This window comes from Winogradskyella thalassocola, assembly GCF_900099995.1.
GTDB lineage: Bacteria > Bacteroidota > Bacteroidia > Flavobacteriales > Flavobacteriaceae > Winogradskyella > Winogradskyella thalassocola.
Genome location: NZ_FNCZ01000005.1, coordinates 52,014 through 71,512, shown reverse-complemented (window position 1 = coordinate 71,512; position 19,499 = coordinate 52,014). Strand labels below are relative to the sequence as shown.

Annotated in this window: 19 protein-coding genes; 7 read left to right on the top strand and 12 right to left on the bottom strand. The window is 32.9% G+C overall.

Annotated features, from left to right (window positions below; translation table 11 throughout):
• The first annotated feature begins 81 nt into the window (after window positions 1-81).
• The 5 genes from BLT80_RS12865 (at window position 82) to BLT80_RS12845 (ending at window position 4,089) form a co-directional block, all read left to right on the top strand.
• A complete protein-coding gene (locus BLT80_RS12865; RefSeq protein ID WP_092468634.1) occupies window positions 82-1,047 on the top strand; it encodes a KpsF/GutQ family sugar-phosphate isomerase in 966 nt (321 codons plus the stop codon).
• On the top strand, window positions 1,047-1,889 hold the full coding sequence (gene tatC / locus BLT80_RS12860) for a twin-arginine translocase subunit TatC (RefSeq protein WP_092468632.1): 843 nt from the start codon (window positions 1,047-1,049) through the stop codon (window positions 1,887-1,889). Before BLT80_RS12865 ends, tatC begins: the two co-directional genes overlap by 1 nt.
• Window positions 1,890-1,892: 3 nt before the next feature.
• Entirely contained in the window at window positions 1,893-2,249 is a 357-nt protein-coding gene (locus tag BLT80_RS12855; RefSeq protein ID WP_092468630.1) for a carboxymuconolactone decarboxylase family protein, read from the top strand.
• A gap of 73 nt (window positions 2,250-2,322) precedes the next feature.
• Complete coding sequence (gene lptB, locus BLT80_RS12850) at window positions 2,323-3,063, top strand: LPS export ABC transporter ATP-binding protein (protein ID WP_092468628.1); 741 nt, start codon at window positions 2,323-2,325, stop codon at window positions 3,061-3,063.
• A gap of 54 nt (window positions 3,064-3,117) precedes the next feature.
• Window positions 3,118-4,089, top strand: coding sequence for a carboxypeptidase-like regulatory domain-containing protein (locus BLT80_RS12845; RefSeq protein WP_092468626.1), 972 nt, complete (start codon window positions 3,118-3,120; stop codon window positions 4,087-4,089).
• A 188-nt stretch (window positions 4,090-4,277) separates the two neighbouring features.
• Here the strand turns inward: BLT80_RS12845 and BLT80_RS12840 are convergent, their stop codons facing one another.
• From BLT80_RS12840 to BLT80_RS12830, 3 genes are all read right to left on the bottom strand, one after another.
• Complete coding sequence (locus tag BLT80_RS12840; protein ID WP_139181069.1) at window positions 4,278-4,736, bottom strand: hypothetical protein; 459 nt, start codon at window positions 4,734-4,736, stop codon at window positions 4,278-4,280.
• A gap of 98 nt (window positions 4,737-4,834) precedes the next feature.
• The gene (locus BLT80_RS12835) at window positions 4,835-5,716 is read right to left on the bottom strand and encodes a DUF808 domain-containing protein (protein ID WP_092468623.1); all 882 of its coding nucleotides are present in this window, start codon (window positions 5,714-5,716) and stop codon (window positions 4,835-4,837) included.
• A gap of 25 nt (window positions 5,717-5,741) precedes the next feature.
• Complete coding sequence (locus BLT80_RS12830; RefSeq protein WP_092468621.1) at window positions 5,742-6,497, bottom strand: CDP-alcohol phosphatidyltransferase family protein; 756 nt, start codon at window positions 6,495-6,497, stop codon at window positions 5,742-5,744.
• Between the two features lie 145 nt (window positions 6,498-6,642).
• Between BLT80_RS12830 and BLT80_RS12825 the strand changes: the two genes are divergently transcribed.
• Entirely contained in the window at window positions 6,643-7,713 is a 1,071-nt protein-coding gene (locus tag BLT80_RS12825) for a putative type IX sorting system protein PorV2 (protein WP_092468619.1), read from the top strand.
• 8 nt (window positions 7,714-7,721) lie between these two features.
• On the top strand, window positions 7,722-8,891 hold the full coding sequence (locus BLT80_RS12820) for a lipoprotein N-acyltransferase Lnb domain-containing protein (protein WP_092468617.1): 1,170 nt from the start codon (window positions 7,722-7,724) through the stop codon (window positions 8,889-8,891).
• A gap of 229 nt (window positions 8,892-9,120) precedes the next feature.
• Here BLT80_RS12820 and BLT80_RS12815 read toward each other — a convergent pair whose 3' ends face one another.
• From BLT80_RS12815 to BLT80_RS12775, 9 genes are all read right to left on the bottom strand, one after another.
• Window positions 9,121-10,515, bottom strand: coding sequence for an exopolysaccharide biosynthesis polyprenyl glycosylphosphotransferase (locus tag BLT80_RS12815; RefSeq protein ID WP_092468615.1), 1,395 nt, complete (start codon window positions 10,513-10,515; stop codon window positions 9,121-9,123).
• Window positions 10,516-10,817: 302 nt separating this feature from the next.
• Window positions 10,818-11,636 (bottom strand): class I SAM-dependent methyltransferase, encoded by an 819-nt coding sequence (locus tag BLT80_RS12810; RefSeq protein ID WP_092468613.1) that lies wholly within the window; start codon window positions 11,634-11,636, stop codon window positions 10,818-10,820.
• 71 nt (window positions 11,637-11,707) lie between these two features.
• Window positions 11,708-12,574: a glycosyltransferase family 4 protein gene (locus tag BLT80_RS12805; protein WP_092468896.1), complete on the bottom strand. Its 867-nt coding sequence runs from the start codon at window positions 12,572-12,574 to the stop codon at window positions 11,708-11,710.
• A 109-nt stretch (window positions 12,575-12,683) separates the two neighbouring features.
• Window positions 12,684-14,066 carry an O-antigen ligase family protein gene (locus tag BLT80_RS12800; protein ID WP_092468611.1) on the bottom strand — a complete coding sequence of 461 codons (1,383 nt, stop codon included), beginning with the start codon at window positions 14,064-14,066 and terminating at the stop codon, window positions 12,684-12,686.
• Between the two features lie 4 nt (window positions 14,067-14,070).
• The gene (locus BLT80_RS12795) at window positions 14,071-15,198 is read right to left on the bottom strand and encodes a glycosyltransferase (protein WP_092468609.1); all 1,128 of its coding nucleotides are present in this window, start codon (window positions 15,196-15,198) and stop codon (window positions 14,071-14,073) included.
• A 217-nt stretch (window positions 15,199-15,415) separates the two neighbouring features.
• The gene (locus BLT80_RS12790) at window positions 15,416-16,537 is read right to left on the bottom strand and encodes a glycosyltransferase family 4 protein (protein WP_092468607.1); all 1,122 of its coding nucleotides are present in this window, start codon (window positions 16,535-16,537) and stop codon (window positions 15,416-15,418) included.
• Window positions 16,538-16,730: 193 nt separating this feature from the next.
• Window positions 16,731-18,098: a glycosyltransferase family 2 protein gene (locus BLT80_RS12785; RefSeq protein WP_092468605.1), complete on the bottom strand. Its 1,368-nt coding sequence runs from the start codon at window positions 18,096-18,098 to the stop codon at window positions 16,731-16,733.
• Window positions 18,082-18,930: an FkbM family methyltransferase gene (locus BLT80_RS12780; RefSeq protein ID WP_092468603.1), complete on the bottom strand. Its 849-nt coding sequence runs from the start codon at window positions 18,928-18,930 to the stop codon at window positions 18,082-18,084. The genes BLT80_RS12785 and BLT80_RS12780 overlap by 17 nt, the downstream gene beginning before the upstream one ends.
• Window positions 18,931-18,950: 20 nt before the next feature.
• The gene (locus BLT80_RS12775; protein WP_092468601.1) at window positions 18,951-19,490 is read right to left on the bottom strand and encodes a DapH/DapD/GlmU-related protein; all 540 of its coding nucleotides are present in this window, start codon (window positions 19,488-19,490) and stop codon (window positions 18,951-18,953) included.
• Window positions 19,491-19,499 lie beyond the last annotated feature (9 nt).

The following is a 19,499-nucleotide window of genomic DNA, read 5'->3' as shown; positions in this document are numbered from 1 at the left end:
TATTGGTATTTTATATACATTTGCAACAAGTTTAAAGATAACAAATTCTTTAAACCTAGAAAACTCAATAAAAAATAAGTTTTGAACACTAAGCAATCCATTTTAAAAACTGCAACAACCACCATCAAAATAGAAAGCAAAGCGATAGCGCATTTGTCCGAATTACTGACAGATGATTTTGCCGATGCGGTAGAATTAATCTACCATTCTAAGGGTCGTGTTATTATAACAGGAATTGGCAAAAGTGCTATTATAGCTAACAAAATCGTTGCTACTTTAAATTCTACTGGCACGCCAGCGGTTTTTATGCACGCTGCAGATGCCATCCATGGAGACCTTGGATTAATTCTTGAGGACGACGTTGTAATTTGTATTTCTAAGAGCGGAAATACTCCTGAAATAAAAGTTTTAGTCCCACTTATTAAGAATGCAAATAATAAAATGATTGCCATTACAGGCAACATCGACTCCTTTTTAGGGCAACAAGCCGATTTTATTTTGAATGCTTATGTCGCACAAGAAGCTTGTCCTAATAATTTAGCACCAACAACAAGTACGACTGCACAACTTGTTATGGGAGATGCTTTAGCGGTTTGTTTATTAGAATTACGAGGATTTTCGAGTAAAGATTTTGCAAAATACCACCCAGGCGGAGCCCTAGGTAAACGTTTATATTTAAGAGTAAATGATTTATCCTCTCAAAATCAAAAACCACAAGTTGGTCTTGAGGCCTCATTAAAAGAAGTAATTGTTGAAATCACTGAAAAAATGCTAGGCGTAACAGCAGTAGTTGAAAATGATGAAATTGTAGGAATTATTACAGATGGGGATTTAAGACGAATGCTGAGCAAAAGTGATGATCTTACCGCTTTAAAAGCCAAAGATATAATGAGTAATAATCCAAGACGTATTTTAGAGGATGCTATGGCAGTTGACGCTAAGGAAGTTATGGAAGAATTTGGTATTTCTCAATTATTGGTAGAGCACGATGGTAAGTATTGTGGTGTGGTTCATCTTCACGATTTAATAAAAGAAGGCATTATATAATGGCGAAAAAGAATGTAGATGAGATGTCTTTTTTAGACCATCTCGAAGAATTACGATGGCATTTAGTTAGAGCTGTAATTAGTATTATGGTTGCGGCCATCTTAGCTTTTATTTTTAAAGATTTTGTTGTTGGAATTATAATGGCTCCTAAGCATATGGATTTTCCAACATATGTTGCACTATGTGAGATGTCTAAATTCTTTGGAATGGATATGTCCTTTTGCGCCAATGAATTGCCATTTGTTATTGAAGTAAGATCTGTTGGTGGTCAGTTTTCTGCACATATCTGGACCTCTATTTATGCTGGTTTAGTTATTGCCTTTCCTTATGTATTATATCAATTATGGAGTTTTATTAGTCCCGGGCTTCAAACTAACGAACGCAAAAGTTCTAGAGGATTTATAATCATCGCCTCACTACTTTTCTTTTTAGGTGTTGCTTTTGGATATTATGTCATTACTCCTTTATCATTAAACTTTTTAACGAACTATACATTTGCAGAAGAAGTTTCAAACGCTTTTGATTTAAGTTCTTATAATTCTATTGTGAGATCATCATCTTTAGCCGCTGGTTTTGTTTTTGAATTACCTATACTTATTTATTTCTTAACTAAAATCGGATTGGTAACACCTCAATTTTTAAGAAAATATAGAAAATATGCCTTAGTTATTGTACTAATTTTATCTGCGGTTATTACTCCACCAGATATTGCGAGTCAGGTTATTGTGGCTATTCCAATATTATTATTGTACCAAATAAGCATTTATATTTCGGCTTTAGTTATTAGAAAACAAAAGCGAAGAGCTGCAAAAGAAAATAAAAAATCAAAAGTTAAGTCCTAAGTTATGTCTGATATTGTAAAGGAATTCAATGATTATCGTTCTAAAATGAATGATAAAATATTAGCTGATAATAATAAAATAGTAAAGCGAATTTTTAATCTAGACACCAATGCCTTTCAAGAAGGAGCTCTAGATAAAAAAACCAAAGAGCTTTTAGGTTTGGTAGCCTCAACCGTACTAAGATGCGACGATTGTGTTAAATACCACTTAGAAGCCTCTTATAATGAAGGTATAACTAAAGAAGAAATTAGTGAAGCGTTAGGTATAGCAACTTTAGTTGGTGGTACTATTGTGATTCCTCATTTGCGACGTGCTCACGAGTATTGGGATGCTATAGAAGAACACAATTCACAAGGTTAAACTTTTAATAAATGATAGCCAAAGCCAATAGAATCTATATGATTTTATTAAATTTAGCGTTCTTACACCATATATGAAGTTACGAGCAGAACATTTAATGAAGTCCTACAGCGGACGAAAAGTAGTAAAGGATGTCTCTTTAGAGGTGAATCAAGGAGAGATTGTTGGCTTATTAGGTCCTAATGGAGCTGGTAAAACCACCTCTTTTTATATGATTGTTGGGATTATTAAACCCAATGGTGGTAATATTTTTTTAGATGATACCAATATCACAAAATTCCCAATGTACAAACGTGCTCAAAACGGAATTGGCTACTTAGCTCAAGAAGCGTCTGTGTTTAGAAAACTGAGTATTGAAGACAATATTTTAAGCGTATTACAACTTACTAAACTAAGTAAGAAAGAACAACACCTTAAAATGGAATCGCTTATTGAAGAGTTTGGTTTAGGTCATATTAGAACTAATAGAGGTGATTTACTTTCAGGTGGAGAACGTCGTAGAACAGAAATTGCTAGAGCGTTAGCAACCGATCCTAATTTCATATTATTAGATGAACCTTTTGCAGGAGTAGATCCGGTAGCGGTAGAAGATATTCAGCGTATTATTGCTAAATTGACAAAAAAGAATATTGGTATTCTTATTACCGACCATAACGTTCAAGAAACTTTAGCGATTACAGACAGAACATATTTAATGTTTGAAGGTACCATTCTTAAAGCCGGTAAACCTGAAGAATTAGCGAGTGATGAAATGGTACGTAAAGTTTACTTGGGTCAAAATTTTGAGTTACGTAAGAAGAAATTAGAATTCTAATTACTTATCGTAAGGAGAACTATCAAGGCTCCTTAAACTTTCATCCATCATAAAATGAACTCCAAATATTTTATTTTAAGCTTATGTTTTCTTCTCAAGCTTAGTCCTATTATTGGGCAAAATGAAACTATTATTACTGTTAGTGATGAATTAACAGCACTACCTATTGCTTATGTAAATATCTCCTTTGGGGATAAAGATGGCATTTACACAGATAACAATGGGCAATTTAACTTAAGACTCATCGCGTCTGATAGCATGCAACTCTCTGCATTAGGCTATGAAACAAAAATCGTTTTTGTTGACTCCATAAAAGAGCAACTTATAGTTTTAAATCCTGTTACAACACAATTAGAGGAAGTGGTTTTATCTGATAAGAAGCGAAAGTTTAAAACAGAAAAGACGAAACCCATTAACGATAAGGATTTCTTAAACTCTTATCGAAATCCTATAGGGAGTGAAATTGCTTGCCTAATTGAAAATAATTTTAGCGATAACGAGGTTCAGATAAAATCTATAATTATCCCAAGCTATAATAAAACAATGGATTTTTCGGGCAAGAAAAAACAAGTTTTAAAGCGGCATCCATTTGCAACCTTGTATAGCATTAGTTTTTATACTAATGAGAATGGATTACCAGGAAAAGAAATCACAACGGAATCAATTGTTATCCTATTCAATGAAAAAACGGATAAATTAAATATAGATTTAGAACAGCATCAAATTTACTTACCAAAAAATGGACTTTACCTAGCATTATTAAACCTAGGCCCAGCAGACGCTGAAGGAAATCTAATTCCAACGTCACCATTTTATGAAAAGGAAACAAAAGAAGGTTTATATAAATTCCCAAAGCATATTAAACCCTATTTCCCTGTAAACTATAGTAAAAATACAAATAGCACCTATAGACGTTCTCGCTTTGATAATGACAAAACATGGACTGTGTTTTATCTAAATGAAGGAAAAAAAGATCGAATTAACAATATCACATTAGGCACAGAAGTGAAAATATATGAAGATTAATCTTAATTTCTAAAAGCATACACTGAGGCTATTCTTGGTATTTACCAACAATAATGGCAAAGATGTTGGAGTCTTCAATTGAGTCTATGTAATTTATCCCTATTCAGAATTATTAATAAGCAAGTGGATTAACTGCGCTGAACCTAAAGGTTTATTTTCCTACGCAGAAATGATAATAGCAGTAAAAATTAGTTAGAATTATTAGTCTTCAATTTGTCTTTATACATCTCATCATTTAATTTCTTATCATAGAAATCTATCTCATTCAACATAAGATTATGAAATTCCTGGTTATGAATCTTAATATCTCCATTTAGACAAATACCTCTGTATTCACCAACACATAGCGTGTCTATATTCCCATCTCTATAATTGATTAATGCAAAAGCTCTACTATTAATAGAAAATTCATCAGAAGGTTTTAATTTTTTTAATTGGTTTTCAAATTCTACTAAAAATGACTTATCAACTAACTTTTTATAACGTACTTCACTTGAGGTGCTAATAAACAAATTGCTACTGCAAAATGTTCGAGATGGAGTTGAGGGACCTGGACTATAATAATAAACCTCTAAAAATTCAATATTGTCGGAATTACAAGAGTATAACATCAACAATGAACATAATATGCTAAATTTTTTTATCATTTTTAGATTTCGTTTTAAAGTTAACATTACACTATGTAACTATTTCTAAAATTAGAAATCTATTAATTTTTAGATAAAATTAAAACGACAACCTAACTTTAATGCTTCACAGTTTTCTTTGGAAGTAATAATTTGACTCCACTCACCAGCAGTAAACAGACAGATCCAACTACAAGTCCCACAATAAAATCTCTTAAAATCGAAGGAATTTGTTCTAAAACATGATGCATAAACTCAATGTTGTGAACAAAAATACCACCTGCAACTAAGAGTAAAGCAATTGTACCAATAACTGATAAACTTCTAATGATGATTGGCAACGCTTTCACTAAAAACGTTCCTAATCCAAATAAAAATCCGCTTTTACCATTGCTTTTGCTAATAAATCTTAAGCCAAGATCGTCCATTCGTACGATTAAAGCTACAATACCATACACACCAATCGTTGCAATTAATGCCACTATGGAAACCACAATTATTTGAGTTACTATTGGCTCATTAACGACCGAACCTAAAGCTATAATTACAATTTCAACCGATAAAATAAAGTCTGTTACTACAGCTGATTTTATTTTAGATTTCTCTAATTCTAATAATTCTTCTTTCGTTAAATCTTTTTTAAGATTAACCGTAACTTCTTTCGGGTGTGGTACTATAAACTCATAGATTTTTTCGGCACCCTCATAAGCTAAGTACAACCCACCAAGTATTAATATCACTATAACAGCCCATGGTATAAATGCACTTAACAAAAATGCCAACGGCAATATGATAATCTTATTAAGCATAGAGCCTTTAGTAATTGCCCATAATACCGGTATTTCACGAGACGACACAAAACCTGAAGCCTTTTCTGCATTCACAGCCAAATCATCTCCTAAAATGCCTGCTGTTTTCTTTGTGGTAATTTTAGTCATTGCAGCGACATCGTCCATTATAGCTGCGATATCATCTAATAGTGCAAAAAATCCTGAAGCCATTAATAAATAGTTAAGTTGGGTGAAATTAAATTTTAGACTGTGTCAATAAAGAAAGAGCAATATATAAACCAATAACAAGAGGAATTGCTGCAAAGTGAAGCACAATTAAAAGGACTACACTCAGTAAAAGAAAAATATAACGTACACTATTGTCTTTAAATCCCCAGTTTTTGAATTTTAAGGCAAATAATTTAATGTTAGAATTTAAAAGATAACAACTCAAAAGCGTTAAACCGATTAGGAACCATTTATTAATAATTATAGAATTCATAAGATCGTTATTCTGATATTCTAGAATTAATGGCAGTGATAAAATCACTAATGTATTTGCAGGAACTGGTAAACCTTTAAAGTAAGATTGTTGATCTTCGTCTATATTAAATTTAGCCAAACGATAAGCAGACGCTAGCGTAATAAACAAACCAATTAACGGTAAAGCAGACATTTTAAAGCCTTGCCAGTGAAAAATAGAATTCCAGCTGTCCGTATAAGCCGAATAATCTGGTGCATCAATGGTCAACGAAATAAGCTTAAACATTATAATACCAGGCACTACTCCACTAGTTACCAAATCTGCTAAAGAATCTAGTTGAATACCTAAAGGACTTTGCACATTGAGTTTACGCGCTAAAAGTCCATCAAAAAAATCAAAAAAGACTCCTAGAAACACGAAAATAGCAGCAACAATAAAGTTACCATTTACAGCGAATATCACAGCAATACAACCCGAAAACAGGTTAAGAAGTGTTACAAAATTAGGAATGTGTCTTTTAAAACTCATGGATGTATTTTTTGTAAAAATATAAAAGAATTTGTCTCTAATCTCATATTATTTTCAATTTACATGAAAAGAAAACAATAAGAACACACATCTAGAGTTAAATAGATAGAAAAATATTATGCATCTTTGTAAAAAAAATTTGCTGTTGAAAAGTTACTATGTAATTCTCTTAACACTTGCTACTCTTACGGTTTCAGCGCAGACAACCCGAAAATATTCAAACGAATTTATGAATATTGGTGTTGATGCTGCCGCTTTGGGTATGAGTAACGCTGTGGTGTCTCAAACTGACGATGTGAATTCTGGCTATTGGAATCCTGCAGGTTTGGTACATCTAGAAGATAATCAGCTTGCCTTAATGCACTCTAGTTACTTTGCTAATATTGCGAATTATAACTATATCGCTTATGCCATGCCTTTAGATGACAAAAGTGCCGTTGGCTTATCGCTTATACGATTTGGCGTGGATGATATCTTAGATACCACTCAATTAATAGACGACCAAGGCAATATTAATTACGATAGAATAAGCACGTTTTCTACCGCTGATTATGGACTAACATTTTCGTATGCCAGAAAATTGCCTTTAGATGGTTTAAATTTTGGAGTGAATGCTAAAATTATCCGAAGAATTATAGGTGATTTTGCATCATCTTGGGGTTTTGGTTTTGATGCAGGTATTCAATTTGAAAGTAAAAATGAGTGGAAGTTTGGAATAATGGCCAGAGATATTACAACCACTTATAATGCGTGGTCTATTGATGAAGATAAATTTGAGCAAATTAGTGGTGCTGTTGATGGCGAAAACCAAGAGTTGCCAGAAACAACTGAAATTACGATTCCTAAGTTACAATTAGGGATGTCTAAAAAGTGGGTTTTCAATTATGATTATTCCTTATTAGCAGCAGCAAACTTAAATATGCGCTTTGCTCAAAATAATGATATTATATCTACCTCTTTTGCGAGTATTAATCCTGCTTTAGGTTTTGAGTTTGGGTATACGGATTTAGTTTTTCTAAGAGCTGGCGTTGGTAATTTTCAAAACGAAATACAGATCGATGATTCCGAACAAATATCATTCCAACCCAATTTTGGAGTTGGTTTTAAATATAGAGGCATTCAAATCGATTATGCCTTTACAGATATCGGAGACCAAAGTGCGGCCTTATATTCTAATGTGTTTTCTTTAAAAATAGATTTTAGCGTCTTTAGATAGTTTTACTTATGAAATTAAAGTTACTCTCGTTTATTTTCCTATTGACTATTGCTTCAACATTTGCTCAGCAATTTCAACTTTCCGAAAACGCAAAAATATCGGTAATAACGATAGGACCTGGTGAATCGCTAAATGATGCTTTCGGACATAATGCTTTCAGAATTAAAGATCAAAATCGCGGAATCGACGTTGTATACGGTTACGGTGAATACGATTTTGGCGCTCCTAATTTTTATTTAAAATTCGCACAAGGAAAACTCAACTATCTCATTAGCAGACATAACTTCGATGGCTTTTATTATGCGTATACCAATGCGAATCGTACGATTGAAGAACAGGTTTTAAACCTTTCTACCCAAGAAAAACAGAATCTATTCAACTACCTAGAAAACAATTACAAACCCGAAAACAGACGGTATTTATACGATTTTTTCTATGATAATTGTGCTACTCGAATTAGAGATGTTGCACAGACCACGACAAATGGTGATATAAACTTTATAAAACCCGAAAATTTAGAGCCAAAAACATTTCGTGAACTTATACATGAGCATGTAGGCTTAAACTCTTGGGGAAGCTTTGGTATTGACATCGCATTAGGAGCTGTTATTGATAAACAGGCTACAGCGCATGAGTTTATGTTTTTACCAAAATACATTCATGCCTTTTTTGAAACCGCAGAAACAAGTACCTCTGAAAGTCTTATTGCAAGTTCAACGGTATTGTATCAAAAAAAAGATACCAATGCAGCATCGCGTGTTCTATTTAGTCCATTGGTGGTAATTGGACTACTAGCCATCATTATTTTATTTATAACGTATAAAGATTATAAAAATAAGGTACGAAGTAAGTGGTTGGATCTTTTGCTTTTTAGTATTACAGGAATTATTGGAATTCTCATTTTGTTTTTATGGTTCGCTACGGATCATTCAGCCACTGCGCAAAACTATAATGTATTATGGGCGTTTCCGCTTAATATTTTTGTAATCGCTCAGCTACTTAAGCCTGAAGTTAAAACGTGGTTTAGAAAATACTTAAAATTCCTAATCATAATGCTTTGTCTATTAACGTCGCATTGGGTTATCGGTGTGCAGGTATTTACAATAGGTTTAATTCCTTTGCTGATTGCTCTATTAATACGATATATCTATTTAGTCAAATTCTTTAATCAGAATTAAGATTAAACAACATGCCATTTAAATCAGCAATCCTCAATTAATATCTAGTTGGATTTGTATTATTTAATTCACCTGATCAATCCTATTTGAATATCAGATTTTGAGAATTTGAAAAGATCAAAAAAAAGTATAATTTTCTCTTTAAGTGATATGTGGTAATCTGATTGTTCGAATAAAGTAATTTCTCAATTCTTCACAACTCTTAACTCTTAACTCTTAACTCAAGAAATTACTGCCCTCGGTAATACAGAATAGTACTTAATGTTTTAATAAAGATATTAAAGTCTAAAAATATACTTCTGTGTTTAATATAAAACAAATCGTATTGAAGTTTAGTTAAGCTATCATCTACAGATGAACCATATCGGGTTTTAACTTGAGCCCAACCCGTTAAACCAGGTTTTATAATATGACGTGTTTCATAGAACGGAATGATACGTGATAATTCATTAACAAAGAATGGACGTTCGGGGCGTGGTCCAATAATACTCATTTCACCTTTTAGGACATTATAAAATTGTGGAATTTCATCCATACGTGAGCGTCTTAAAAACATCCCAAAAGCTGTAATTCGCGTATCATTTTTTTGTGCCCACTTTACGCCGTCAGCCTCAGCATTAACAACCATTGTTCTCAACTTAAGAATATTGAACATTTTACTATTTTTTCCAACACGTTCTTGAGTATAAAACAAGGGGCCTTTATTCCCTATAAAATTTCCTAATAAAATAAAAGGCACTAAAAATACACCTAAAACCAATCCAATAATAGCAAAAACAATATCAAAGGTACGCTGAACGAATATGTAAAGTTTATTCTCGTTACTTCGGCTAAAAGGGAAATACTTATAGAAATCTTTTCCTACGAATTGAATTGGCACTTTATGCAATAACTCTTCATAAACTTGAGTATAATCTCTAATTTTAAACCCACGTTCTAATAAGGAAATTAAATTGTGATACACTTCGGTCATTATGGCTTCCGTGTTAAAACTCGCAACTAAAATTTCAGAAATTTTTTCTTTTTTAATAGTTTCTAAAAAGTCTTTAGCATCATATTCTGGAAGTCCCTTAAATTTCACGGATTCTGTCGATGAAATTTCACTATTAATAAAACCAACTATTTTATAATTAGGGTCAGACGTGTTTAATGCTTTTATTAAGCCATCGATATTAGAAATTTCACCAACTAAGAGCACGCGCTTATAAAATCGTGGAGATTCTACTAGATTAATATAAATGAGGCGCCATAAAAAAAGAGATACAATAAGCGTTATATAAAGATAAACAATCTGCAACCGCTCTACTGGTAAATAAGGAGACAATACAGGAGTTAAAAGATAAAATAAGACAACAGTAGAAACAGTAATCACAATATTTTTAAACGTCGTATCAAACTGACTCGCTTTTTGAAGATCGTACAATTCAAAAATGGTTCCAAAAAGCGCAACATAAACCCCTAGTAAGATTAAGGCAACACTATTCTCTATGCTAAAAACAATGTATTCAAAATCAAAATGATAGCTTAAAGCATAGACGCCTAAAAACACCATTAATAAATCAACAATCCTGAGGAGAATCTTGCGTTCGGAAACTTCGAAATGTATACTTTTTCTCTTAGACATTATGCATATAAACTCTGCTGTAAATATAAGAAGTCTAATGGGTTTTTAACATTTATTTAGAATAAAAGAACTTTCCTTTTTGAGCATTATACCATACCAATCAAGGTTTTCCGCTTTTCATGATCTTTTTTAACATTCAACGTCATTAATATTTTGCTCGTTCACGCAGTAAAATACAGATGTTACAACATCAATGTTTTGTGTAAATTAAAAACCATTTATTATATAAAAATTTAAAAGAATCATCACTTATTTAAGATAGGGTTTATTGAGTAACCTACACCTTAAATAAAAAAAAGCGATTATGCTTTTTTTCTTAACAGCATTGTGAGATGCATACATGGATAGATAGCTGTCCACTTTTTAGCGTTCCAATCCTTATCAATCATTTTTCGAATTTTGTCTTTTTTAAAGTTAGAAGATAAAGGCAAGAAATTTAATAACAAGCCATATTTACTTTGACCAAGAATCCCTCTTTTTTCCACGATAGTAAAATTTGAATCTAATTTTTTTAATGTCGTCTTAGTGAATGGCCACTCCCAGTCTTTATCAGTCTGAAAAGGTCTATATAGCATTCTTACTACCTTTATAGGGAAACTAGTTTCTAAAGGGTCATAAGATATAATGCTACCCTTTTTTGCTAATTTCTCATTTAATTTATTAATTAGTAAATCAAAATCCTCAAAATGATGTAAAACACCATAGGCATATATGACATCAAAGTTAGAATGCTTAAAATCTGCTGATAAAAAATCAACAGCAATTCCTTTTGCATTTGTGCAACCTGCATTAATTAGCTTCTCGTTTAATTCTTCTATGGCCACATCACTGAGATCAATACCAACATATTCTTTTGCGTTTTTGGCCATATATAAAGAAAGATTGTTTCCTCTTAAACAACCTAAGTCAAGCACTTTTTTATCCTCTAAATCCCCTAACCATAATTTATGCTCTGAATACACCTTATTTTTAAGATCTAAGTCATTAGTATATTTATGCAAAGTTCCATTTCTTAACTTTGACCAAAGCTTTGTAGCGAAGTTCTTATGCTTATTAGTGTCGTTGTAGAACTCTTTTTGACGTTTATTAACTTCTAAAGTTTTATTGTGATTATCGTTCATTTTTTTATTTATCAATCAAAATTTAGGCAATGCAATATATTATTAATAAGGGACCTTTTATAATTAAAAAACTAAATAGCGTTTAAAACTTTAACCCAACTTTCTTTTAAAAGCATCCAATCATACTGTTCTACTTTTTCACGAGCCTTAGCCACCATCGTTTCCGTCTCTTTGGGTTGAGATTTTAATTTTAAAATGGCATCCACAAATACTTTTGAATTATTAGGTGGCACCAAAATACCATCAACCCCATCTTCAATTAGAAATGGCATACCACCAACATTAGTAGAGACTATAGGTAAACCTAGGGCCATGGCTTCAATAACACTTACTGGCATATTATCAAAGTTTGTCGTATTAATAAAAACATTGTAATCTTTGGCGAGATCGGTCCATTCTGTTTTAGTGAGCTTTCCAGGTGTAAAAACCTCTACATTTAAAGCCTTAGCGTGTTTTTTTACTTTTTTAAGAGAACCATCTGTATCTGGGCCTGCCATGCATAAACTCACCTTATAACCTTGCTCTTTTAAAGCTTTCAGTACATCAACAGCTAAGCAAGGATTATATATTTTACAAAAAGAACGAAGCCAAAATAAATTAAGGTCTTCTATAGGTCTCGTCTTAAATTTATAATGATTTAGATTCAATGCGTTAGGAATATAGGTAACGTCCAAATAACCATGTTTATGAAAAGCATCCATCAAATACAAGGATGGTGACACTAAGGCTTTAGCAGGCTTAAAAGTAATGGCACATAATTTAGGACTATTCTGTAATCGTGCTGGCAAATTACCACCGTTCAAACTTAAAACATAAGGCAATTTTAAAAGTTGACATAATTGCCCTACAAAGACGGCAAAATAAAAATTGCTTGTACTATATGTATCAATGATGACGTTACTAACGGCTTTTCTATACTTTATACAAGAATAAAGCATATCAAATAGCCTTAAGATCTTATTATTTTTGCTTGAACTATACAACATATCAAACCCTTCACTCTCCAACTGGCCTCCTATAACCTGTATCGAGGAAGGATTAGTTTTATTATTGTACAAGTTGTTTCCTATGTATAATATTTTTCTTCTTAACATTTGTAATATTTAATAAAGCTAATGCATAAAATAACGAAGGTGCAGCAATCCGCATTCCTGTATGATTAATGGTGGCAAACCAAAAAAACAAAAAGGCATAAAAAAAATAACTGCTTGGATGTCTTGCGCGATATGCTAAGGGTTTTATAATTAAAATCAGTAATATAATAATACCAAGCATCCCATGCTCTCCTAATAAACGACCAACTTCATTATGTGTTGGTAACTGTTCTCCTGTTTCTTGTACACGTATATCCTTAGTTCTGCTAGCCCCAATACCAAATATAGGATCTTGTAAAAATCCATCCATTTCTTGCATAAATAATGTACCTCGACCTGTGGTCGCGTCCCCTTTTTCACGTCCTAATGAATCTTCATTGGCATAACGTTTATCTAACATACCTCCCGTTTCAACTGAGGCTATAAGCCATGTAGAACTAATAGCAAATAAAAAAACAAATGTAGAGCCTATAATTTGATTTTTAACTTTGTAATTTGATTTTAGAAATAATATCCCAAGAAATGCTAAGATACAAATTATAGCAGCGAAGACTCCTCCGCGACTAAACGTAACAACAGCTCTAAATGCAATAGCTGCAAAAATCAAAATATTTAAAACTTTCATAAAAAAACTAGGAGATTGCATATAAATACGCACCACCATCACAAACATACCCATACCTAGCGCTGTAGAAACTTGGTTCGGTCCAAATCCCCCTGACGTTGCTGGATTAGATGCCGTATTAGATATGGTATCTCGTATAGAGGGGTTGTACAAAAACAAATACACAGTCATAGAAATGATGGGTAACACTAAATACTGTAAGATCTTTAAAATTTGTTGTTCTGATATTTTTTTATCATAGCAAAACAATGTGGCTATACCTAAAGTTACGGGGCCTGCAAGAACAAATGTTACATTGGTTCTAAAATTAGCATCATAAGTTAATGTTATAGAAGCAACGATAACAGCAGGCACTAATAAAATAAGATATAAAAAATAAGGATAAGCCTTACCAGAGGCCCCTTTATAAAAAATTCCGGCAAGCATCATTAATAATACACAGTACTTCCCTGTTTCATAAAAGAAATAGCCTTTGGTCATCCGTAAAAAAACCTCGCCACCAACGAAATAAGCACACCCTAACAATACAAACATTGTTTTTTCCTTTTCGGGTGAGGTAATTATATGCCACAGAAAATAAAACAATACTCCTAAAAAATAGACACGTGCAATAGGTTCTAAAAAATAAATAGCGATTCCTAGAAATACATGTCCTAAAAGGAGTGGAATAAAGTTATCATCATAACGCTTATGTTTCTTTACTATTCCCATATATTTAATTTAAAATAGCTTGCTTTATATGGTCATTATAGTATGCAAAAGTGAAACGTTTTACGACGTCTTGTCCATTAGAAACTAAACGTAAATAGTCATTTGCAGGCAGATTTGCGAAATCAGTGATAAGTGCGCTTAGCGCGTCTGTATTTATATCTAGCAATACAAAACCTGTTTCGTCAGTTTTAATATATTGCCCTATAGAAGAAATATTAGAGACTATAGGGACACACCCAAAATTCATAGCTTCTGCCAATACTTTTGGAAACCCTTCAGATGCTGTTGTAGGCATTAAAAAGCCATGGCATACTTTATAGATTTCAACAACAGAATGACGTGACAAGAACCCATGAAACTTAAAATTAACTCCGCTTAATGCCGCCTGCGTTTCAAAGTCTTTTCGTTCAGCCCCATCGCCAACCAAATGAATGGTACCTAGTTTTGCTTTGTCTTCACTTTTTAAAGCTGTTACAGCTTCAATGATACGTCCAACCCCTTTTGGTGTTTCTAACCTCCCAACATAACAAAAGTTAATCGGATTCACCATTCTTTTTGTGCTCATAATGGCTTTACCAAAAGCTAAATCTGCTTTAGTTAAACACGGATTTTCAAAAGTCTCACAATGTTGTGGTTGGTCATTCCAAGCACCATTAATAGTTACTTTGCGCGATTGTTTTTTTAAAAACCAACGCTGAAAGGCATACCCTAAAGGTGCAGAGGTTTGCTTCCAATTACCAGCATATTTATACCAACCTGGTGTTCTAGTAAACCAAGTTAAATAGGGAATCAAATAGACTCCAATCCCTGTAGGGGTTCGTAATTGAAAATAATCTGAAGCACTAACATAACGGTTTACTAATTGCATCGTTTTCGGAGCCGCTGTTATAATTTTTAATTTGTTTTTTAATCCAGTACCTCCTACCACTGGGATATTTACAAATTTTATTTTCGAACTCGTATAAGGCAATGCACTTGCTGGCGGTTCTCCAGCGTATAACATCCCTAAATGAACAATGTCATCAAAAATTGCGGTAAGGTGATTAATTTCAGTAACCGTAGGACCCCAACCAACAATACTGCCATCGCTTTTCTGATAGTGTTCAGTATGAGATATGATTACTAATTTCATTGATATTGATTAAGGTATTAAAATAATAGTATCATCTGCATTTTGTGATTTTTTGATACTCCGTGTGCCTTTCACGATTGACAAAAATAAAATTTGTTTTGATAATAAAGGTTTTAGTTTACAAACAATTCCCATTCATCTTTTTAAGGTTCCAAAACCACAAAAAAACTATATCCTTTTAAATTTTTATTATCATATAAATAGCAGTCGTGTGCAACTACTTAGTATTAACGATTGACTTTTCTATTTCTTCTATATAATTTTTAATAATGATATCCCATTGGTGTTCATCTGCCCATTTTTTTGAGGTTTTAGCATACGCTTCTTTAGAGGTCAACAACTGTTCTAAAGCGTCTTCAAAAGCAGATTGATCACCCAAAGTCACTAAAAATCCTGATTCACCATCTCGTATGGCATCCTCAATACCACAGCCTTTAGCTCCAATGGCCGGAATCCCTAATGCATTCGCTTCTAACAATGCAATTCCAAAGCCTTCAACATCTCCCGTGGTTGTTGCGGTGCTTAACATTACAAATACATCACTAGCCTCTAATGCTGTTTTTAAAACGTCATTACTAACGCGACCATGAAAAAAAACGTGTTTCTCAACACCTAATTGTTTCGCTAATAATTCACAAGCCGTTTGTGCTGTTGGTAATCCCACGCAATGGTAAGCAATATTTGGAAAGCGTAATATTAATCGTGGTAAAAGTTTAATCACTTCGTGTTGCCCTTTTCTTTCACTGACGTGACCTACAGTAATCAATTTAGGCGTACCACTTAATTGTATGTCTGTAGTCGTATTAATGTTCCATTTATCAGAATTAAAACCATTGGGAATAACTACCGTTTTCTTCTGAACCTCTAAAGGGATTAATGATTTTGTAAAATGAGATACCGCTATAACTTTAACAAACTGTTGCAAAGCACTATTTATACTAACTTTTAATAGTCTATTGCTAAAATTAACTTCAGACCCATGTATAACGGCCAAACTTACAATCGATCGTCGTCGGCCTAAGATAGCAACACTCCACAACGAAAATTTCCCAGAAGCGATAACAACATCGGCTGATCTAATTGCGTTTCTTAAAAGACTTATCCTATTAAAATACATTTTAAAGCGAGGGTTTGTCATCGGAACCCGCAACATTTTAAACGACAAAGTAGTATCAAAATTAGCTTCTTCATTACCATTTATAGAACGTTGATCTGCGATAACAGAAACATCGTAACCAGCACGACTTAAATAGAGTGCAACGTTATAAGCATGGTCACCAATCCCACCAGGTTGAGGAGGAAATTCAGAAGTAACAATAAGTATTTTCGTAGCGTTCAAGAGTGATTTTTAATAGCGTTTAAAAATAAATATATTATCCTGCATAAGGCAAGTTTTTATAAAGTATTTCCCAAATCCAATCTCAAATTCATATTAAATCCAATTTTCCAGTAATCCAGCTCAGCTCTTCCCCTATTTATAAGGGAAGGTGTATTTGTTTTCCTCAAAAGAAAACAAAGACGGAAGGTTTCAACTAACTTTTTACTTCCCACTTTTCACTTTTAATTTTTAACTTTTCTACAAGAGCCCCTTCATCTAATTTCGCACCAGCCAACCTCCAAGACTTAATCACCTGAAAGACCACCAAAGGCAAAATAAACAAAGAAACCAAGGCACCCAAAAGCATCATCGGTTTCGAGCCTTTAAAGCGGTACGGCATAATCGATAATGGTACCGTTCGCAATAAAGCCCATCGTGCTGCCGTATGTCCCCAATACCGTCTAAAGTAGTAAAGTACACTAGGTATAGGACGCGGTTCAAATAACGAATTGGTTCTAAAAGCATCCCAACTGCCCATATCTCGTAAACCGCCACTTCCTACTTTTAAATGTAAGCGTTTGGCGTAGGGGTGAGAAATATTTAAATAGCCTGCTAAATACGACCGCAAACCAAACTCACCATCACCCATACGTTGTTTTTCAAATTGCCTATCGAAGAGACCAATAGCTTCAAAAACAGCCTTTTTTAACAAAACATTTCCCGTATCTAATTGATCACTAATTTTAAAATATGCATAATGCGCTGGTGTAGGAGCTCCAACTTCAGAAATAGAAACTCCAGAAGTCAGATCTGCTTTAAAAAAATCCAAGCCTTTTAAATGTTCACTTATCCAATTTTTATCGACACGGCTATCATCATCAAACAATAGAATATAATCACCTTTCGCCATTTTTATCGCTCGATTCCTAGCTAACCACAATGCTTTTTCTTCTTGATGGACTACCTGAATCTCTAATTGAAAATCATTATAAAAATCAGATTGAAATGGCGTCGATTGATCGATAACAATAACCTCAAAATGCGTGTAATCTTGTTGCTCCAAATCTTGTAATACATCCTTTAAATATGGATAACGATTTAAAGTTGGGATAATCACACTAATAAAAGGCTTCTGTAGTATCAACTCGGAATTAAAAGCATCATACTCTGAATTTACTAGCGGTATTTCTAAATAAGTGCTGCGCGAAACCTTACGAGTCTTCCACCATCCAAGCACCTCTGTTATGGGATTATAAAAACTAAAAAGACGAACAATTAAAATATACAACACCCAAAACGAACTAAAATACTTCCGTGCAAACCTGTAATTATCTACAACTGGCACGTTTTCAAATTGTGTATAGGTTTCTGCTTTACCAATATACCCTTTCTGAACGGCTTGCCATGACAAATCATATGCTTTAGCTTTATCCGATTTATACTGATGATCTGACTCTAATTGTTCAACGATTTCTGCTGGTAGATTTTTAACTAAGGGAAATACAGAATGCCCGTCATTTTTTTTTAAGACAAAATAATGCGTGGGTTGTAAGTAATTAATAAATTTAAAGATAGGCTTCATTTGGAATACAAAAAACGTTTAATGGAAGTGGATTTGTTTCAGTCAATTCATTTAAATCAATACCTAATATAGTATAATCGAGATTTTTTATATAATCTATAATTTTGATATTTTCATTTGTTTCTACAATTAAAATGGGCTTAAATTGTTTTATTAATTTAACGGCACCTTGCAATATATCTAATTCAATACCATCTACATCAATTTTTAACAAATCACAACGCTTTAATTCAGTTTTATCAATATAGGCATCTAATGTTATCATTTCAATTTTTTGAATGACATCAGAACCTTTTACATCCAAAACATTAGAAGTTGAATTGCTAATAAATAGCTCTACCTCTTTATTCTCATTTCCTACAGCATTATTCTCAACAACTAATCTAGTTTGTAAATTATTTAATTTTATAGATTTATTAATCGTTGATACTAAATTAATGCTTGGCTCAAAAGCAATTGTTTGTCCATTTTTAGCGATTGTGTTTGCCCAGACTAAACTTAAAAACGCAAAATTAGCACCAACATCCAAAACGGTGAGATCATCATGATGAGGCTTAAACTTATTTAATAACACAATAGACCTATTTAAAAGCTTAGTTTCAATTCCGCGATTGGCAGCCTTAGCACTCACCCGAAAAGATGATAAAAGCTTAAATTCAACATCATAGTTTTGATAACTTCTCTTTATGATTGTTTCCACTTCCTTGTAACGTCCTTTGCTCCGGAACAATGAATCTCTTAATGGTTTTAACCATTTAATCTCTCCTAAATAGTTTTTTACGTTTTTTGGGATTGTATTATAAATTATTAATCCTATTTTTTTGATGCTCATATTTATATAAAAAATAATAATTATTTATTATTATTTAGTTGTTTTGCAGGTACACCTATTAACGTTGAATTATTTTCTAAAAAATCATGAATTACGCAAGCAGAGGCACCTATTTTAATATAATCCCCCAGTTCTATTGGTCCTAGTATAGTCGCATTTGCTCCAAGACTGCAATTATCTCCAATTCTAAATTTATTATTGGACGCATCTTCTTTTAGCCCTATTACATTTCCTCCTACTAAAGTTAAGTTTTTACCAATATCAGCTGCCCCAGAAATGACACAGCCAACAGAAGGATGTAATATTAAAAGTCCACCTTTAATAGCTGCTTTATAATGAATATCAATATTAGAATAGGACTGCATTGGTAAAATAAAAGGTAAAAATAAGATTCTAACTATACGATATGATTTTCCCAATGCTAAATACAAACCCCGTTCCATGCGATAAAGAAAAACACCAATAAAACTTCGGCTTAACCAAATGTGCAAAATTCTAATCTTATGCTTTCCCAGCATCCTTTTTACATCTGCTTTAAAATAGGTACATTGATGACTCATATATTTCTT

Bases quoted from the DNA above. Each gene is read 5' to 3' on its own strand.
- tatC (WP_092468632.1), top strand. From the start codon at position 1,047: ATGGCGAAAAAGAATGTAGATGAGATGTCTTTTTTAGACCATCTCGAA.
- BLT80_RS12855 (WP_092468630.1), top strand. From the start codon at position 1,893: ATGTCTGATATTGTAAAGGAATTCAATGATTATCGTTCTAAAATGAAT.
- lptB (WP_092468628.1), top strand. From the start codon at position 2,323: ATGAAGTTACGAGCAGAACATTTAATGAAGTCCTACAGCGGACGAAAA.
- BLT80_RS12845 (WP_092468626.1), top strand. From the start codon at position 3,118: ATGAACTCCAAATATTTTATTTTAAGCTTATGTTTTCTTCTCAAGCTT.
- BLT80_RS12840 (WP_139181069.1), bottom strand. From the start codon at position 4,736: ATGATAAAAAAATTTAGCATATTATGTTCATTGTTGATGTTATACTCT.
- BLT80_RS12835 (WP_092468623.1), bottom strand. From the start codon at position 5,716: ATGGCTTCAGGATTTTTTGCACTATTAGATGATATCGCAGCTATAATG.
- BLT80_RS12830 (WP_092468621.1), bottom strand. From the start codon at position 6,497: ATGAGTTTTAAAAGACACATTCCTAATTTTGTAACACTTCTTAACCTG.
- BLT80_RS12820 (WP_092468617.1), top strand. From the start codon at position 7,722: ATGAAATTAAAGTTACTCTCGTTTATTTTCCTATTGACTATTGCTTCA.
- BLT80_RS12815 (WP_092468615.1), bottom strand. From the start codon at position 10,515: ATGTCTAAGAGAAAAAGTATACATTTCGAAGTTTCCGAACGCAAGATT.
- BLT80_RS12810 (WP_092468613.1), bottom strand. From the start codon at position 11,636: ATGAACGATAATCACAATAAAACTTTAGAAGTTAATAAACGTCAAAAA.
- BLT80_RS12805 (WP_092468896.1), bottom strand. From the start codon at position 12,574: ATGCTTTATTCTTGTATAAAGTATAGAAAAGCCGTTAGTAACGTCATC.
- BLT80_RS12800 (WP_092468611.1), bottom strand. From the start codon at position 14,066: ATGGGAATAGTAAAGAAACATAAGCGTTATGATGATAACTTTATTCCA.
- BLT80_RS12795 (WP_092468609.1), bottom strand. From the start codon at position 15,198: ATGAAATTAGTAATCATATCTCATACTGAACACTATCAGAAAAGCGAT.
- BLT80_RS12785 (WP_092468605.1), bottom strand. From the start codon at position 18,098: ATGAAGCCTATCTTTAAATTTATTAATTACTTACAACCCACGCATTAT.
- BLT80_RS12780 (WP_092468603.1), bottom strand. From the start codon at position 18,930: ATGAGCATCAAAAAAATAGGATTAATAATTTATAATACAATCCCAAAA.
- BLT80_RS12775 (WP_092468601.1), bottom strand. From the start codon at position 19,490: ATGAGTCATCAATGTACCTATTTTAAAGCAGATGTAAAAAGGATGCTG.